Here is a 16,972-nt window from a genome sequence, read left to right as displayed (position 1 = left end):
AAATAGGACAAATGTCCTGATGGAGGCGCTTTATCAAACAATTTACCCTCACTTATACAATAGAATGTTAGCAGGTATATCTTTCACAAACTGGCATTTCCGGCAGGTGCAAAGATGGTTATAAACAATTAATTTGTCCATTTGAAATATTTATACAATATTTGCACCCCGGCGAACAAAAAGGATCAGTAGTTCAGTTGGTTAGAATGCCGCCCTGTCACGGCGGAGGTCGCGGGTTCGAGTCCCGTCTGGTCCGCCAGAGGGGACAAGTCATCAAAAAAATGACTGTCCCCTTTTTCTTTTCCTGTCCAATCCCTTTGCAGTCGCGCAATCCGGGCAAAAACAAAATTCACTTTTTCGGTTCGATATTGCCCTTTTTCACGATCATAGACAATTCCGTCAGGAAACACCAGCTTTTGTATTTTCTCTTTCACGCCTGTATCGCTGGAATGCCATACTGTAGCGAGCTTCGAGGAAAAATCAACTACATAATCTATCTTTTCTTCGAGGTTCGATATGGTAAAGCTGCATTTTCCCAATTCTTCGGCAATCCCACTCCTTTCCTTATCATACCGGCCAAACAATTCCTGAAATTTTTCTTTGGTCATTTCATCCAGCGCGTAATATTTGTCCTCTATATTGTTTATCCTTTTCTCCACCTCCGCAAGCTGCTCTTTTAATACTTTCTCCTGTTCCCTGTTACCCTCGGTCATTTCATGATAGCTATGGAACATCGCTATTTTTAAAGCCTCCGTCAGCTCTTCACGGATAGTGTACTGGTTCAATAGCTGTTCAAACAGTTTATGCATTTGTTTAGCACTTCTGTTGCACTTACAGCCGATTGTCTGGCATTTATAATACCACAGGTTCTTAGCCTTTACTACATAGCCTGTAAACGGGCCACCGCATTGATCACATTTAATAAATGTCTTCAATGATAGTGTTTCCCTCTCCTTTTTATGAGGCACTCCATATCCACTTGATTGCTCATTGATGCTATTGATCTTTAAAAACATTTCCCGGCTGATTAGCTTTTCATGATTACCTTCCACAACCCTACCTTCCAAAAGCCCATGATTGATAACACCACAGTAGAAAGGATTCTTAAAAATTTTGGTCAGTTGCTGCTTGTACATCTTTACTCCCATTGCCCTTAGCCCTAAAATAATTTCCTCATTCTTCATATCTGCGGCTTTCCACTCAAATGCTTTTCTCAGCTTTTTACCATCCTCGTTTACTACTATCCGGCGCTCACCATTGATCTTAACAACATCATAGCCTTGCGGGGGCTTAGTCACCCAAATACCTGCGGCAAACTTGTCCCTCATGCCGGATACTGCTCTAAGCTTGCGTAGCTGGTTGTCGTGGTGACTAAAAATAAGCTGTACGTCCTGCTGTAATACACCACTTGGGGATGAAGTATCTGCCGGCTGTGTAACTGCATCTATATGCACCCCGAATTCTTCCCGTAGATCATCCTTTAATTTGATGGCAGCGCCACCCGTACGCGAAAACCTGTCCAGGGTAAACACAAAAATGTACTTTACCCTGCCTTTGTTCTTTTTTATAAAATCCAACATCCGCTGGAATTCCTTCCTGCCATCCGTTTTTGCTGATTCATAAGTACCGCCGAAGTAAGCAATAATAGGCACCTTCTTCCGCTCACTATACTGATCTATGGCGGTCCTTTGGGTAACAAGGCTCATGTTATGGTCGGCCTGTTCTTTGGAAGATACACGAGTATAGGCCACAGCTATCTCCTGTGTAACAATAGTCTTATGCTTTTTCGGGTATCTTCCAAATTTGCTAAATGAAGTTATACTACTCATGCGGCTATATCTTTTTGGTCTTTAGGTAATGGGCGTAAAGGGACAACCTTTTCGGTTTTCTGGCCAATGCCTCTACAATTTACAACAAATTGATTATCAATTGAATTTGATTTTTCAGGCAAAGTTGCGGTTAATAATATCCGGGCCAATGCATATAGACTCTCTATAGCCTCCGCAGCCTGTTCATCTGTCAGGTCATGTAAGCCGGAACTGTTGCGCAGCAGTTCCGGTGTCAGAGGTCGAGGTTTATTTGGATAGGAATTGCTTTTTTTATCAATACCATGTTTGTCTGTAGGTTTCATATACCTGTTCTGATTTTCAAAGTGATCAAATTGCACATTAGGAAACTCTTTTTATATAGCAAAAAACAGCAGGTTGCATGCTTTCTGGAATGGAATTGTAAGATGAAAAGGAAAGACAAAGAGCGGCAGCCGCTCTTTATCAAAAGGTAGTTGCCGCTTTGGCTACAGGAGAAATGCCTATTACTCTTCATCAGCATCGTCATCATCCTCTTCTTCATGATCTTCGATTACATTTTCAATATCGCGGATGATATCCCGCTCTTTTTTTGAGTACTCAACCTCCAGCGCAATTGTGTCTTCATCTTCGTCTACCCCGGTTATGGTATGGGTAATCTCATTGTCTGAAATAATCTCCGCAACGGCGAACATTGCACTAGAGGGAACCTGTAACTCTTTTTTTTTTACTGTTGTTTTCATTCGTGTTTATGTTTTATGGTGTAAAAATGCTTGATAATAGCGAATGTACAACGCCCGAAAAAGCTACTGTCGCGGTTTTGATCGATTTTGATCGCTTTTTCCCAAGATTGGTAAAATTTGGCATAGGGTCGTAACTTAGTAGTCGTTTAAAGACGGTATCTGTTTTTAGGGAGTTCCGCAAAGTGGTCAAATCCGAGTAAAAGCAATCACTTTTTAATCATTTTCAAATCACGATCAAATGGAAATCAAATGGAAATCAAATGGTGCTCAAATCGAAATCAAATGGCAGGCAAATGATTTTGACTCATCCTCATATAGGTTTATATCAGTTACAATAAGGGACTGAATAAAAATCCAGTCCCGTTACCTACCATACCATGTACATCATTCTAAAATAGTACAGGGATGGAAATCCCCGCACGGGTCATAACACCCCTTGATATGAACCATAAATAAGCATTCTTGAAAATTCACACAGTAACTTTATCTGCCCTAGTCTTAGTTGGACTCGGAAAAATGTAACGTCTCCTATCATTCACTTTCAACTAGTAGATAGTTAATCTTCGTCCATAAAAAGCTGTTCAAGGTATTCAACTGCTCTCTCGAATTTCTCCTTCTCCGCTGCTGTTCTTCTTTGGGGTCTAAACTGATTGGGCATATCATAGCCGATAAGGAAATTAAGCGGTTTATAGTCGAACACGACCTCTAGCTCCTTCATATAGTCTTCGTATATCTCCTCGTGATACTGCGTAATCACAATCCCGGGCCAGACCGGAGGAACTTTTAATCTCTTATCTCCTGCTTTACCTTTCATGTTCAAACAAGTCCGCTGGGTAGAAATCCAGTGGAGTTTCATACATCCAGCTTGTTAATATTATATGTGATTTAATCAGGTTTGCTGCGATTCGATTTATCTGCACAAGCTCCGATAATAACTTCGAGATTAGCATCCTGCAACTAAAGTTCTATTCAGTTAATAAGTCCTGATATTCGTGCAATAAGTATTGCTGGTAAACCTCCAACACACGAAATGTCAGTTTCAGGATCATCATTTTCTCGGGAACTGTCAACTCTTCTACTATTTTATCTTTTGGATCTCTGTTCTGCATCTTTCTAAACATTACGACAACAGACCAGCCCATCTGCGCCATCAAGGTTTTTCTCCAGAAATAGGGAAAGTTGAATATGCGCCTGTTGATGTCGTCTAACAGATTTTCGGACAATGGCCCTGACGGAAATAATTCTCTGATTCCCTTTGTATCAAGCTCATTAAAAAAGGAGAAATAGGGATCAGTTTTCAGATTTTCGTTTGGCATCTAATTATGGTTTTGGGTGACAAATCGCTTTGAATTATGCTTAAAAGCTCGGTCTGGAGCAATGCTCCTAAGGCTTATTCATTCACTTCAGAACTGTGCAAAATTTGCAATAAAGGCGGCACTATCATATAAGTGGCATCCACAAATTCCTCGATTCTGGAGTAGAAAAACATCATGTTGCTACGGTCGTTGGCACTCCATGTATCTGCATTGGGACTAGCCATAGCAGCTTCCAACAAGTTCCACATAGTCGATTTAACCTCTGCTGCCTCAGGGTACCAATCCATAAACTGTTTTATTTTTTCGATAGATTGTGACATAATGAATGGTTTTAGGAATATTAGTATTATTGTTAGGCAATAGGATGCCTGGCCGCGATAAATATCCCGGCAGTCGTTCACATACGTAGCCATAAGGTTGTACACCATTACAGATACCAGAAGCTCATAAAGTAAAAGGCATTTCCTCAGCTAAGTGGAGCAGTAAGGCGATGGCAAAATGTTGGAATACTCTCCTACAACAAATATGTTGCGAACATTTAGGTTTACGGGTTTGGAAAGCTTGTCTAGCACTTTCATAATTTTTTGCGGCTATAGGTGAGCAATGAGGTAACAGGAAATCCGCAAAAAAAAGCGCGGGTCTCCTTGCCGCCAGGGAACCCGTAGGAAGGGCCGGTTGTACGGACAAGAAGCCCACGCTGTAGCATGGGCTATCCCTGCCTTCAGTACAACCGCTAACGAACGTCCTACTTTTCCCTGCGGTACTGAAAACGAGATGCCTATAAATTACTTAGGGGCAGCAAATATATACATTATACTATTGCTGCTATCACCCTAACTAATAGTTTCTCATTATGATTCCAAATATAGGGAAAATTTTCAAATGAAGTATCATGATACTGCAAACGTGCCAAAAAATTCTTTTGATTTTGTTTAATGGGCGCAAAAGATAAAATAGAACTTCAGGAATTTGGCCAGAAGATCAGGAATATCCGTAAAGAAAAGGGATTAAGCCAGCGGGAACTTGCTGCCTTGGCGGAATTGGAGCATAAACAAATACTGAAAATTGAAAAAGGAGAAAGTGATATAAGATTAACCACTGTTTTAAAACTGATATGGGCATTGGAAATAGAACCGAATAATATCCTCCCTTATCAGCCACGAGAATAATTTCCTATTGTCCCTGGTAAAATACAAGTCTGCTAACATATAATTTGCTAGTTTGCCTGGAATTATTGTAAAATAATCTATCAGAAATCTAATCTTCGCTTGTTGTCACAATGCCAAAGGAAAAAATCGAAATTGATGAGATAAGTCACCTTGTGGCAGTTTGGATCGCTAAGATCGGCATAACAAATGCATTAAATTATTATGATATCAACAAGGCATCAGAAGGCACTTGTCTCCAATTACTTAACCTTGTATACGGCTATGAGCTTATAGATTATAAGGAACAAAAAAGGGGAATTGATCTTGGTGATTCCGGCGAATCTAAAATAGCGTTTCAAGTAACTTCCAGAACTGATTTTTCCAAAATCAAACATACTTTGAAGCTATTTTATGAATCAGACTTATCGAAGGAATTTCCCAATGGAATTAAGTTTTTGATCTTAAGCAATCAAAAAGTCAGAGTAGGCAAATTAGATGAAAACCTGCAACGATATTTCAATACCGAGAGTGACATTTTATATCCAGCAGATTTAATACGAGAGATCACATTAATATATCGAAATGACGCTGCCAGGTTTCAACTCATAAAGCAATTCTTAAATCGTGAATTTGGAGAAAAAGACATTAAAAGTTCGTCCCCGTCTCTTATAGGTTTTCCTGACCTGCGCACCAAGCTTGATCACTTTAAGATGGTAATGCAAGGAACGTTAAATGGCATGGATTCGCAATTGGTACATTTTCCTTGTACTGTGGATAATTCGTCCATCTGGACGAATGAATTGACTTTTGAGTTATTTAAGCACACCGGATACGTTATCAGCGGGATCTCAGGTTGTGGAAAGACAATACTTGCCCTACATTTAACATCTTTGTTCCTTAAACACACAGGAGCCGCCTTATATATTGGAGCTAAGTATTACGAATCGGACTTAAGCGCACTTATTGATAAAGAAGTTAAAGAGTATGGGTTCTCGTCCGGTTACGACTTTTTTAAAGTTTGCCGGGGTTTTAGCGAACGTATACTTATTGTAATAGACGGGCTAAATGAATGTACAAAGTCCAAGCAGTTCAAACTATTGACTGAACTAAAACTAATTATCAACAAGTATAATTGCAATTATCTAATTACCACGCAGGTGTTAGATGAAAACATTCAAGATTTAGCCAGTAACGTAATTAGAGTAGAGCAACCAACATTAGCTACCAAACAAGCAATAGCAGAAAAATTCAGCAACATTTCTCAACGGCTGGTACCTGTACTGGAAATGGTAACAACGAGTTATGAGGCCAAAATGGTTGGAGAGATCGGCATTGGCAATATGACGTCAGTAAGCCGATTTACTATATTCGACTTATTTGTTAGGAAAAAACTAGAACACTTCAACCACAGAGCGCATTTAATATTATCCAGGGTAGCACAGTTTTTATCAGATAAGATTTCTTTTGCGCTTTCTATAAGGCAGACAGATAATTTGATAAACAAATACGGGTTCGATTTTTCCTTATTGGAAGAGTGCCTGAAGTCTGGGTTGATTGTCAAGAAACTCGACAAAATCAGCTTTGCACACGAAATGCTGTTCAACTATTTTACTGCGGATAGTATTAGTCGCTTTTCAGAAAGCAGCGAAAAAATCAGTCTTGCCTTAAAATCGCCCAGGAACTATTATAATCGACTCTTAGCTATTGGTTCAATTGAAGAAACCGACGTGCTACTAAAAGTATTGGACGGTATTTATGATAGTAAACTAATCCTAGCAATTCATGCGGGTGAAGCCGGCGCATTTTGCCAAAAATGGGCTGAGGGTAGATTTACAGAAGTATTACCCAAAATGGCTAATGAGATTAAGGGAATTCAATTTGAAATAACCGACGCTGACTACTGGCCGGTTCGTATTAAAACACAAACCATTTTTGACTGGACCCCTCAAGAATTTGGTTTTATATGCGCCATTCCTACCTTGTTCTATGATGGACTATTCTTAAAAGAAATTTTTGAGCTTACTAATCAGATGGACATAGTTTGCTCCCAACAACTAAAGGATCTACGGGAAGAAGCTAAACAGAAGGGTATTAGTATTAATTCCGATATTTTTCACGCAATTTATATTGGTGTCTCGTCCACAAAATCTGCAATCACTCAAATTTTCTCAGTCTTAAGTTCTGGATTTGCCCGTTTCGGCGGAAAAAACAACATCAACAAGGAAGTTGTCGAAAAGCTTCTTGAGTCAAAATCTTTAAAAAATGGTCAGCTCTATCTTTTGCTTTTACTCTGTCGGTATGACGATTCAGGGAAGTTGCTTTATCCCTATGTTGCAGATGCCCTGGAGAATAAATGGAAATTCATCCCCTACAATTTACAACATCAAATATTAGATACCGTTGGCAGCGTATGCGATTCTGCTGCAGAGGAACAGCGCTTGATAGCAGCGCTGAACAAAATTCATGCAGAAACGAAGCTCCCGATGATCTCCAGTTCTATTTTTGACGCACTGTCTTCGCTGGGGGCTTTAGCTGACGATGCTAACGCTTATGAAGAAACGGTTACAGATCAACTGAACGCCATATTACATGATCCACACAATGAAGAACAGTGGAACATTGCTGCGGGAATATTTTATGCACAGTATGACCATCCTTATGAGTATGCATTTTCTATTGCAATCGAAAAATTAGATTTGGAGCAGAAAAAGTCTTTTTATAAGATGGCATTGGGCGGCTATTATAGTACTTTTTTTACTTGCTCGCTTATTTTCACAGCAGCAAAATTACTCGGCGACGAAATTGCGCCATACCTTTTGAGATATGCCAAAAAAACAATTGAAGCTAATCATAGCGTACAGGATGCAGCTGCTGTTCTTATTATTTCAAACATCTTTTTGGGACAATTCTCTTTTCAGGTACAAATTCACCATGAACAGCAAAGCAATGAATCAAGTAATGCATTACTAGCAATTGGGGAGATCTATTACTGGTTAAACAGGAGCGATATGGACCTGGATGAGCGGAAGGGGAAGTGTAAAAAAGCTTTAGAGTATCTATTTGAAAAATCAGCTGAATATGCTGTTGAGGTCGTATGGGAATCTTGGCTGTCTTTGTCGCACCTTGGATATGGTAGCAGATTTAATAGTATTCCAATAACCTTAAATGATGCATTTCCTGAGCACATTGCAAAAGCATGTAGATCAGCAATCGAAAAGCCATACGAACAAAAAAGCCTATATCCGTTTGAACGTACTCAGGAGACAATACTACATGCGATCAATTTATTGGCTAAACATGGAAATGCAACAGATATCATCTTGCTCAAAAATCTCTCCGAAGACGATCAATTAGGCCGTACGGCAATTGATGCTATAAAAGAACTGGAGTCCATATAGCTCTAATTTTTCGTGGCAGACAAACGCATACAAGAAAAAACAGAATTTAGCAACAGCCTGTTCCATTGATAAGGAAATTCACTTCTTAAGAATTGTCGAATACTGGGCCAATAGCCATTCAATATCGGAGCTTTCCTGGGTTTGGATGTTCAATCCTTTATGATGTAAAACGTATTTGGGCGGCGCGGTATAATGTGTTTCGAATTGCTGTGTATGCAGCATATTTTGCAGCATTTCTATCTCTGGATTAGTACATCTTTCTTCAAAGGCCCTTCTACGTCTATGTCTACACCATAATCAGGTATTTCTCCCTGGAAATGAATCTGTTTTTCCGGGTGAATAAGGTTTTCATTGCATTAACCAGCCCCTCACTTCTCGAAGAATTCTCATCTACCACCGGGTCGTTATAAAAACTCATTTTTTATTTTTTTAAAGATAAACAGACTTTGCCTACTTCCTATTCAAATCCCATACGTTTATAATTTAACTGCTTCATTTCAGGATGCGTATTCACCATTTCCTCTGCCATTCCGAAATTCTTCTCGCTGCAAAATACGGAACGATATGATCGGGAAACCTGAAGGGAATTAAAGTAGATCACGTTTTGCGGATTGTGATGAACAATGATTTCGTTATCATACGGCTCAAAGCCGTTATGATAAGTACGCTCGTAAAGTACCAGCAGATATTGAGAAGAAATAGGCATGGCGATCTCAATGCCAACTGACCTGAACCCTGTATCAGAGCGGTGTGGCCGAATAAGGTGCGCTTGTTTCACTACAGGATGATCCGAAGTATAATACGGAGTGGAGGTGATGTTCTTGCAAACCAGCCAAATATGAGAATTCAGGATGTTACAAAGTTCCGTCTTAAATTCTGTGTCGAATAGGATTTGGCTTAATTGGTTTTTCTTGACATCACTTTCAGATGCACTGAAGGCTGCTTGATCTTCTTGCGGTATCCATCCGCTTTTCGATAGGGAATCCCGGAATCCTTCAAACCCCTGTGTCATTTGCTCCCGGTATTCTTTGGTACGTATAATCTGGATGGCCAAATGATCACACAATATGGATCGCATATCATCATCGATGCGGTCAATCTCTCGCTTCTCTATAGCATCGATGAGCCTTGTAAAAAATGGTGCATGGAGGTTTTCGATCTTACTCAGGTATTTTTCTACAGCCTGGTCTTCCTCCAATGGCCCGTCGATCTCCGGCAAGTCATAAAAGAAATTCTCATTTGCGATGTTTTGAGGAGAGGAAAGGAATGTTCGTTGGGTGGATTTGTCAAATACCCATATTTTCTTTTCAGCGTTCAGAAAATTCTTCAGGTAAAAACGCGGGACATAATGCTGATTCTGCACCAACTGGTTAGTTTTTTTCTTTTTCATCCTAATTAGCGAGCGTTTTAATTACTTATAATTCGATACTTAGTTTAACTTAATATTTTATGCAGCTGTTCCATTTTGTTCTCACTGGAAAACAACTCCTTTAATTCCGCCAACTGACCTATTCTAAAATCAATGCACGCATTAATTTCAGCCACAATTCGGCCAGCAATATCTTCGCTGATCTCTAATGCTAAAATCTGAAAATAAATATCCTTGCTTGTTGCAGGTAGCTTTTTAATATTGTTTTGCAAATCCTGCTCATAGAGGTGCTGGATGATTTCAGGAATACTAATGCCTAAAAATTTGCTCACATGCACAAAGCCGTCTATTCCTTCTTCCGCCTCCTTCACTATGCTCTTCCATAATGGAGTGTTTTTTACAAGCTCAATACTTAATGGCGAGCCGTTAATTTCACCGATGGTTTTGATAATGCCATACTTCTCCAGTTTATACCGTAAAAGTTGCAGGTTATATTTTTCACTATTCAGAAATGCGGCCTTATCCTTACTTACCACTTGCCCGACAGATTTTATCCTGGCCGAGCCGATTAGAGATCGGAACGCTTGGTGTAATATGTCCACGGTGAATTTCTCTCTGTTTATTTCACGCGCACGTTCTTTAAAGTTTTTATCAGACCAAAGTGCAAGGCAGTTGCAGTTCTTAACAGGATCTTTTTTTCTCCAGCCCCGCCCGGCTTGCTGGTAATATTCTTCGACTGAATTGGGGATATGAAAATGCACAATGCTTTCTATGTCAGGGATATTAATTCCCATGCCGAAGGCTGTAGTTGCAAATAGAATCTCTATTTCCCCATTTAGAAATTTATTATAGACTGCGTGTTTTTTTTGAGCGTCAACATCTGCATGAAAGAAGCCCGTTGTATGATTATCAGCAAATGTTTTAGCATACTCCTCACATAGGAACTTGCTATACAAATACACCACTGTTTTACGGGGAGTATACTCTGCTAAAAATGATCTTAATGAATGTTCTTTTTCTTTTTCCTGGCCAACTTTCTGAAAATGGAGGATTAGATTATCTCTGATGACCTGTTTGCTTACGAAAGTGTTTTCTGGCTTTATTTTAAAAGCGGCTGTAATATCTTTTCTTGCAGCGAGAGATAACGTTGCGGTAAGGCAAAGTAAAAAAGGATATTTGTGGTTTGATTTCAGAAAATTGACAAACTGCCCGATCTGTCCATAATCCGGTCGGAAACTTTCTCCCCATTGACTGACACAATGTGCTTCGTCCACAACAATCAACGAAATATCAATACCTGAAGCAATTAGGCAAGCGCGGAAAAATGGGTTCTGAAGTCTTTCCGGGGAAACATAGATTATTTTAAAAGTATCTCCTTTTAGTTTCCTTAGAATTTCTCGCTGTTTATTAAAACGAATGTTTGAGTTTAAAGCCAGCGCACTGATATTACCTTTTGAGTTCAGTTCCTGCACCTGTTCTTCCATTAGGGCCAATAACGGAGAGATTACCAATGTAACGCCCTTTAAATCCAAAGCCATTAGTTGATACAATAAGGATTTACCGCCACCTGTAGGTATTATGGCAAGTGTATGCTCCTTCCGGGTAAGGATATTTAGTACAGTGTCCTGGTAGTCGTACAGCGCATTTATGTCGGGGAAATGCGATTTGTATTTTGAAAGCAAATCCATTCTCTATTTCATTTCTTCCCAGGCGTGAAGCAAATCAATATCCGGTTTGTGCATTTTGTGTATAGCAGACAGGAACATGTTTACATAACCAAACCGAAACTCCGGTTTTAGTTTGATTTTATAAACCGCAAACCACTTTTCCAGCTCATTAGCCAATTCATTCATAATAAAGTTAAATCTGCCATAAGGGTACTGCCAGTTGTGAGATACACGCATAATCCCCTTTCGGTTTTTTTGCTCTATGGTAATAAACTCTTTTAAGCTATCACAGATAAAATACATGGCCCATAAGCTTTTTTGGGTCATAACGGCGAAGTTTGCGGGATAATAGCGATGCAACAATTCTGACCTGATACCGTATCCGATAATTTTATTCATAAACATTCCTTCTTCATCCAGGTACGCCATACGTAAGTCGGCAATTTCAGCAATTGACTTATAGGAAATCGCAGGCGTTACAGTTTTTACATAACTATGTGCAGCATTTAAAATCGCGTTCACGGTATTATAAATATCTTCTGGGTCTGCTTCCCTGAAATCCACTTTATAACGCGCGAGGTCAGGGTTAGGTATTGGTTTTATAGCTGAACTCACTGTCCACAGTATCTTTCCAAAAACATTCTTTTTAAAAATCTCCAGATTGTCTCCAGCAATAACCATCTTTTGCGGATTAAATTTGTCAACCACCTGCTTATTATAGGTAGAAATCTCTTCTTCCCATTCTGCCAATTTGGTCGCGACCTTCAATTTAACCATCATTTCATTTTCCCCGCCAAAAATCTTTTGAAAATATTCAAAAGCTGTTTTTTTCATTTCTAAAATGATAGGAGTGAGATTAGCGTAGTCATTTTCCATAAATGGTTTGGCTTTATTGGTTTCATCAGGGTGTTTTAAAGGCGCCTTTAATATTTGCCCCAATAAATCCTGAAGGTTTATATCATAATCTTTACCGGGCCGCAAGTCAACGTATTTGAAATCCTCTATAAATTCTGGTACACTGGTCGCATGATCACCGCTTCTCAGCACGCCGATGTATTTTTCATTTGTATGAATAACGTTGAATAGCTGCTTGGTGATAATATTATATTCATATCCGACCCCTCCCTTAAGCTCTTCTGCCTTTTCCTTATAGTTTGGTGTGAGGATCATCAGTACCACATCAGCTGCTTTAATATTACGCTCCATAAATAACCGGAGGTGTCCGCCAAATTTCAGCCTCCTGTCTATAATAGCATTACCACCATTGTTATTGATTAGATCGGCCAATTCAATAGCCCAGGATTGGTGTTCTGTACTATCCCAGGAATAAGAGATAAAAACATTGGTCTTATTTACATCAAGCATATTCCGTTTTACTTTGTTTGTCTTGTTATTGGACATCGACCGCTGAATGCTGGAAAACAGCCTATGCAAAGCCCAATACTCGGCAGCATGTACCGCTACGACATTGAAATCCCGCTTCCCGATCTCGCAATATTTTTTTGTAGCACTGTTCAATGATTTCAGCCTTTTATCTGCCTTCCAAATTTCCGAAATTCCAGTAGATTTATAGCCTACTGTCTTGCCGTCGTATCCCTCATTTCATCCCATTGAAACAGCGCTTTGGTGTAATTGCTTTTGTAATCCAGATGATCGATGCGCGGTCTCGGATTGAATGATCTTAACTCTCAAAAGACCCGGGGCCGAATGTTTCTTTCTCCGCTAAAAGGGACTGATTATCGAAAGATGAGCGATCCCCATTTGGGGTTTCTATACAAAAAACCTACTCAACCCCAGCATAACTTCCTGCTATATACTCTATTAATTCCACCATTCCCAATTTCAACGATGATCCCTGCGCTCTGATATAACACTCTGCCTCACTATCACCCTTTGCATTCAATCTCATAATGATCGGATTAGTCATATTTAGATTTTTGCTCACCGTCACCTTAAATATTGTTTTTTCTCCTACCTGCACAAAGCTTGTATCAATCAGCCGATGTGAACTATCTCCTAAATACCTCTTTACCAGATCGTCGAACCGCAATTTGAACTCATCCTGCTTATCCTCCTTTTTTAGTTTCTTAAAGTCTTCTTCTAAACCTAGTATGTTTTTCTGATCATCCACCCCAATAATCAAATACCCACCATCACTATTCGCAAATGCAGCGATAGACTTCATTGCGGAGTGCTGAATATCTCTTTCCGTTGGCAATTTATCTTTTTTACCTCTCGCTTCATTCAGTAAACTTTTATCATTAGTCTCACGTGCTATTTTCATCTGTTCCTCTATTTCTGCCGATCTCGCCTTCAATTCCTCACTAAGCACTGGCGTCATCAAGGTAGATTTAAATTCAATTCTCCTACCTTCTCCTTCAGCTATTAATTTTAATAATTCAATTCTATTCCGCTTTTCTGCATCATCCTCCTGATATTCATTTAGATTCTCTCCATAAATATCATTCAACTTCCCTTTTGTCAAGGTTTCATACATATAACCGAAAGTCTGATCGTATAATTTATCTATATCATTGGGAGCATGGCTAAGTATGAGGTTGTGTGAAAGTACAATTGATGCAAAATTTCTTACTGTATCATTATTAATTGCGTTATTAAATCGTTCATTCAGTAATAACATATTCTCCTGATATTGACCACAATCCAGCAGTAAAAAGTATTTGAAAACAAGCAAATGATTGTTTAGGTCTTTGTATACATTTGATGTCTCCTTCAGCATCTCCTCATTGCCTAAAACATATTTTATCATTTCGGTCAGTTGCCGTACTTGAGAACGATTCTTCGATTTTAAAGCGATGATCAATTCAAGGTACAAGTTATAGACTCTATACCAAAATGATTTACTACTATTTGCCAGGGAATAAAATTGCTTAGCCCAATACAAATAGGCGACTTCCTCATGCATATCCACCGCCAATGAAGAGATGTCTTCAAATGCCCTGCCCAATTCTAGCACATTAGCTTCCGAAGAAGAAACAATAGAATCTTCCTGTAGTAATTCTTGTCCTTTTATAATATTAGCATCAAAGGTACCATCAGCAAACCTTGACGCGTAGTCAAAGTAAGTTAATCGAACAGGCACGATATTACCCCGCTGTAAAGCGCTAGCGAATTGGAGATCCTCCTTGTTCATTTCCTTTGTGCCAACAGAGATATTAAATCCTAAATTGCGGCTCTTAAATAAATACATCTCCTGTCCGTGGAACCGACAATTGGTGCAATGCCATTCATTTACGATTGTATTAATTACCAGCGTACCCATAATTCCGTACTTGTTCTTACAGACGGCGCAATCTGCAATGGCAATACCAGATTCGTCGTTTTCCTCGATTTCGATACCATGATACTCCTTGAGGTAGCTAATATCTATCTTCCTTAAATAGACGGCGTTGGTTACATGCCCAACATATCGTCTTATACCATTCCACCAAGGATCAACAATCTTCTTATTCAATGCCAGTTCCAAACTCTTATTTACTTTTTGAATTGTAAACTCATATACCTTGCCTATTGTAAGAAAATCTTCAACATAAGAAACCGGAGAATAATCAATTTGACTTTTATGTACAAAACCTAAAGTACTACCAACCAATACGTTTGCTCCACTACGCTTAATTGCTATAACAATACCCCTCACCACATCACCGACATTTGTTGTTTGAGAGGAATTAAGCAATTGAGATTTCCGGCAATATTGTACTAGAAAGGATTTTAACGAATGATCTATCGCAATAATCTTAAACTCTGGCAAATCGTGTTCCGGATAAAAGAAGTAGTATGCAGCTTCATATTCTTTCATGAATTCTTTCGCTATATACCCCTTATAATCTTCAAATAGGATATAGAAACCTAAATCATCCTTGCCAGCAATTTTCATCTTGATACTTTCATTGCTTTCATACTTTTGCTTCAATAATTCCCATTTTACGTTCTTCACCTCTTCGCTATCAGATAACTTAAGAATATGCCCCTCCAAAGTTCTATAATACTTTAAAGGCAATAGCTGATATTCCTTTTTGACCGGCCCTAATTGCTGTATCAGTTCTTCCAGCATTTTTTTTGATTGGTGAAAGTTTGGGTTAAAAACAGATAAAGCCCGTATGCATTTCGCATACCAAATGATTGTTTCACCTGGTGCGATCGTTTGTGAAATGTGCGCAAGAAGATTCGAAAGATTGAAAAAGGGAATAAGGTCGGTATTTCCTTTGAAATGACGAATTCTTTCGTTGCGATCAAAAAAGGTTTTAAAGAACAATTTGTTATCAAGCGCTCTAACTTTATATCTCAATACTTTCAATAAAGTGTCAAAATAAAAGTTACTGGTATCAATGTAAGGAAATAGTGATCTATACAAATTAAAAATTGCTTCTCCGGAAAGTATATCAAGTGAACCAATTCTAATCGTATCGTATACATTTCTCAAATAATTATTGGCAGCTAATTCATCATATGAATGCTTTGCTTCAATAAAAAGGGTTATACTTTTTATTAAATAGGCATCATAATTTAAAGTATTTAGTGCAATCAAAGGCGCAGTAAGAGATCTTATTTTTTGACTTCTATACATAGCTCTTTGCTGTATTTCATTTGCCTTATTTGAATTGAAAGTCTTTAGAAATCCTGAATTCAATAAATAATCATAAGCTATCTCAAGATAGACGATAGCTTTTAACGCGAATGAATAGTTCTTGTGTTCTATTGCATTGAAAGTTCCATACTCAAGGATATTGGTAATTGTCAGTAACCATTTATTATCTTCGTTGTTATACTGTCGTCCGTAATCGGCGTACTTTTCGTTGGCTTCCAACTGGCTCTTTAATTCATTATCCTGCAAGGGCGAGCTATCAGCAAATACATCCTTCAGTTTAAGCGCCTTTTTTCGATACAACTTAATCTCGCCATTCTTTTTATATCCGGCAAAGATAAACCGGACCCTTCCTTTTTTAAGTTCATGATAATCATCATTAAATTGTTTCGGTGCAGTATATCCAATTCCTTCTACATCCCGCAATATTAAGAATGTACCATTATCGGTTTTCTTAAATCCATCAAATGAAAATTCATATCCTTCATTTAACTTAAAGTACGGATGTATATTTTCACCTTCGGGAATTTGTAAAAACTTCTCCTGTCCTGCCTTTCTTGAACTATTAAATATCTTTAATTCTTTGGGATAATGAAATTTTGAAGAATATTGCCAGCTCAAGAATGGTAACTGAATTTGTATTCCATTATATTCGCAGACGAAGCTCTTATTTGTTTCCCGAGTATTGACTGTGATAACTTTCACACAGATACTATCATCTTCTTTTAATGTTCCCCCTACAGTGATCTTATTAGTATTCATAATTTGGTTTATGTGACTATGCTATAATCATAAAGCTATGGGTGTAAATAAGGTATATTAGTATATCAATAGTTCGGTAAGTTTTATTCACAAAACATGTGTGGAAAAACGATGTAGATAATTAAAGGGCTCGGAAGGTCGAACCAAAAATAAAAAAA

At 38.6% G+C, this 16,972-nt stretch carries 12 protein-coding genes, 1 tRNA gene and 1 pseudogene; 3 read left to right on the top strand and 11 right to left on the bottom strand.

Annotated features, from left to right (window positions below; all coding sequences use genetic code 11):
* Positions 1–182: 182 nt before the first annotated feature.
* A tRNA-Asp gene (locus CLV42_RS10900) sits at positions 183–259 on the top strand.
* Between the two features lie 739 nt (positions 260–998).
* On the opposite strand, the pseudogene CLV42_RS34590 reads toward CLV42_RS10900, so the two are convergent.
* The 6 genes and pseudogenes from CLV42_RS34590 to CLV42_RS10865 all read right to left on the bottom strand — a co-directional run.
* Positions 999–1,829 (bottom strand): annotated as a pseudogene (locus CLV42_RS34590) (recombinase family protein); the annotation flags it as partial.
* Entirely contained in the window at positions 1,826–2,131 is a 306-nt protein-coding gene (locus tag CLV42_RS10885; RefSeq protein ID WP_106601957.1) for a hypothetical protein, read from the bottom strand. The pseudogene CLV42_RS34590 and the gene CLV42_RS10885, both read right to left, overlap by 4 nt.
* A gap of 180 nt (positions 2,132–2,311) precedes the next feature.
* Positions 2,312–2,548 (bottom strand): hypothetical protein, encoded by a 237-nt coding sequence (locus CLV42_RS10880; protein ID WP_106601956.1) that lies wholly within the window; start codon positions 2,546–2,548, stop codon positions 2,312–2,314.
* Positions 2,549–3,104: 556 nt separating this feature from the next.
* On the bottom strand, positions 3,105–3,404 hold the full coding sequence (locus tag CLV42_RS10875) for a hypothetical protein (protein WP_106601955.1): 300 nt from the start codon (positions 3,402–3,404) through the stop codon (positions 3,105–3,107).
* A 109-nt stretch (positions 3,405–3,513) separates the two neighbouring features.
* Positions 3,514–3,864: a hypothetical protein gene (locus CLV42_RS10870; protein WP_106601954.1), complete on the bottom strand. Its 351-nt coding sequence runs from the start codon at positions 3,862–3,864 to the stop codon at positions 3,514–3,516.
* A 74-nt stretch (positions 3,865–3,938) separates the two neighbouring features.
* Positions 3,939–4,184, bottom strand: coding sequence for a hypothetical protein (locus CLV42_RS10865; protein WP_146154363.1), 246 nt, complete (start codon positions 4,182–4,184; stop codon positions 3,939–3,941).
* A 615-nt stretch (positions 4,185–4,799) separates the two neighbouring features.
* On the opposite strand from CLV42_RS10865, the gene CLV42_RS10860 reads away from it, so the two are divergent.
* Positions 4,800–5,033, top strand: a complete 234-nt coding sequence (locus tag CLV42_RS10860) for a helix-turn-helix domain-containing protein (protein ID WP_106601952.1) — start codon at positions 4,800–4,802, stop codon at positions 5,031–5,033.
* Between the two features lie 110 nt (positions 5,034–5,143).
* Complete coding sequence (locus CLV42_RS10855; RefSeq protein ID WP_106601951.1) at positions 5,144–8,410, top strand: SMEK domain-containing protein; 3,267 nt, start codon at positions 5,144–5,146, stop codon at positions 8,408–8,410.
* Between the two features lie 286 nt (positions 8,411–8,696).
* On the opposite strand, the gene CLV42_RS34435 is transcribed toward CLV42_RS10855, so the two are convergent.
* The 5 genes from CLV42_RS34435 to CLV42_RS10835 all read right to left on the bottom strand — a co-directional run bounded on the left by CLV42_RS34435 (position 8,697) and on the right by CLV42_RS10835 (position 16,814).
* Entirely contained in the window at positions 8,697–8,828 is a 132-nt protein-coding gene (locus CLV42_RS34435) for a hypothetical protein (protein WP_262509996.1), read from the bottom strand.
* 39 nt (positions 8,829–8,867) lie between these two features.
* Positions 8,868–9,800: a DUF4238 domain-containing protein gene (locus CLV42_RS10850; protein ID WP_106601950.1), complete on the bottom strand. Its 933-nt coding sequence runs from the start codon at positions 9,798–9,800 to the stop codon at positions 8,868–8,870.
* Positions 9,801–9,844: 44 nt separating this feature from the next.
* Positions 9,845–11,467 (bottom strand): RecQ family ATP-dependent DNA helicase, encoded by a 1,623-nt coding sequence (locus CLV42_RS10845; RefSeq protein ID WP_106601949.1) that lies wholly within the window; start codon positions 11,465–11,467, stop codon positions 9,845–9,847.
* A 3-nt stretch (positions 11,468–11,470) separates the two neighbouring features.
* A complete protein-coding gene (locus CLV42_RS10840; RefSeq protein ID WP_106601948.1) occupies positions 11,471–12,964 on the bottom strand; it encodes a toll/interleukin-1 receptor domain-containing protein in 1,494 nt (497 codons plus the stop codon).
* A 265-nt stretch (positions 12,965–13,229) separates the two neighbouring features.
* Positions 13,230–16,814, bottom strand: coding sequence for an RNA-binding domain-containing protein (locus tag CLV42_RS10835; protein WP_106601947.1), 3,585 nt, complete (start codon positions 16,812–16,814; stop codon positions 13,230–13,232).
* Between the last annotated feature and the right edge of the window lie 158 nt (positions 16,815–16,972).

The sequence above is a fragment of the Chitinophaga ginsengisoli genome (genome assembly GCF_003014595.1).
In the GTDB taxonomy this organism is placed as follows: domain Bacteria; phylum Bacteroidota; class Bacteroidia; order Chitinophagales; family Chitinophagaceae; genus Chitinophaga; species Chitinophaga ginsengisoli.
The sequence above is the reverse complement of the archived record's forward strand: the minus strand, read 5'-3'. Positions and strand labels throughout refer to the sequence as shown.

What these genes read in the sequence shown, in the direction of transcription:
- CLV42_RS10885 (WP_106601957.1), bottom strand. Translation starts at nt 2,131, where the DNA reads ATGAAACCTACAGACAAACATGGTATTGATAAAAAAAGCAATTCCTAT.
- CLV42_RS10880 (WP_106601956.1), bottom strand. Translation starts at nt 2,548, where the DNA reads ATGAAAACAACAGTAAAAAAAAAAGAGTTACAGGTTCCCTCTAGTGCA.
- CLV42_RS10875 (WP_106601955.1), bottom strand. Translation starts at nt 3,404, where the DNA reads ATGAAACTCCACTGGATTTCTACCCAGCGGACTTGTTTGAACATGAAA.
- CLV42_RS10870 (WP_106601954.1), bottom strand. Translation starts at nt 3,864, where the DNA reads ATGCCAAACGAAAATCTGAAAACTGATCCCTATTTCTCCTTTTTTAAT.
- CLV42_RS10865 (WP_146154363.1), bottom strand. Translation starts at nt 4,184, where the DNA reads ATGTCACAATCTATCGAAAAAATAAAACAGTTTATGGATTGGTACCCT.
- CLV42_RS10860 (WP_106601952.1), top strand. Translation starts at nt 4,800, where the DNA reads ATGGGCGCAAAAGATAAAATAGAACTTCAGGAATTTGGCCAGAAGATC.
- CLV42_RS10855 (WP_106601951.1), top strand. Translation starts at nt 5,144, where the DNA reads ATGCCAAAGGAAAAAATCGAAATTGATGAGATAAGTCACCTTGTGGCA.
- CLV42_RS34435 (WP_262509996.1), bottom strand. Translation starts at nt 8,828, where the DNA reads ATGAGTTTTTATAACGACCCGGTGGTAGATGAGAATTCTTCGAGAAGT.
- CLV42_RS10850 (WP_106601950.1), bottom strand. Translation starts at nt 9,800, where the DNA reads ATGAAAAAGAAAAAAACTAACCAGTTGGTGCAGAATCAGCATTATGTC.
- CLV42_RS10845 (WP_106601949.1), bottom strand. Translation starts at nt 11,467, where the DNA reads ATGGATTTGCTTTCAAAATACAAATCGCATTTCCCCGACATAAATGCG.
- CLV42_RS10835 (WP_106601947.1), bottom strand. Translation starts at nt 16,814, where the DNA reads ATGAATACTAATAAGATCACTGTAGGGGGAACATTAAAAGAAGATGAT.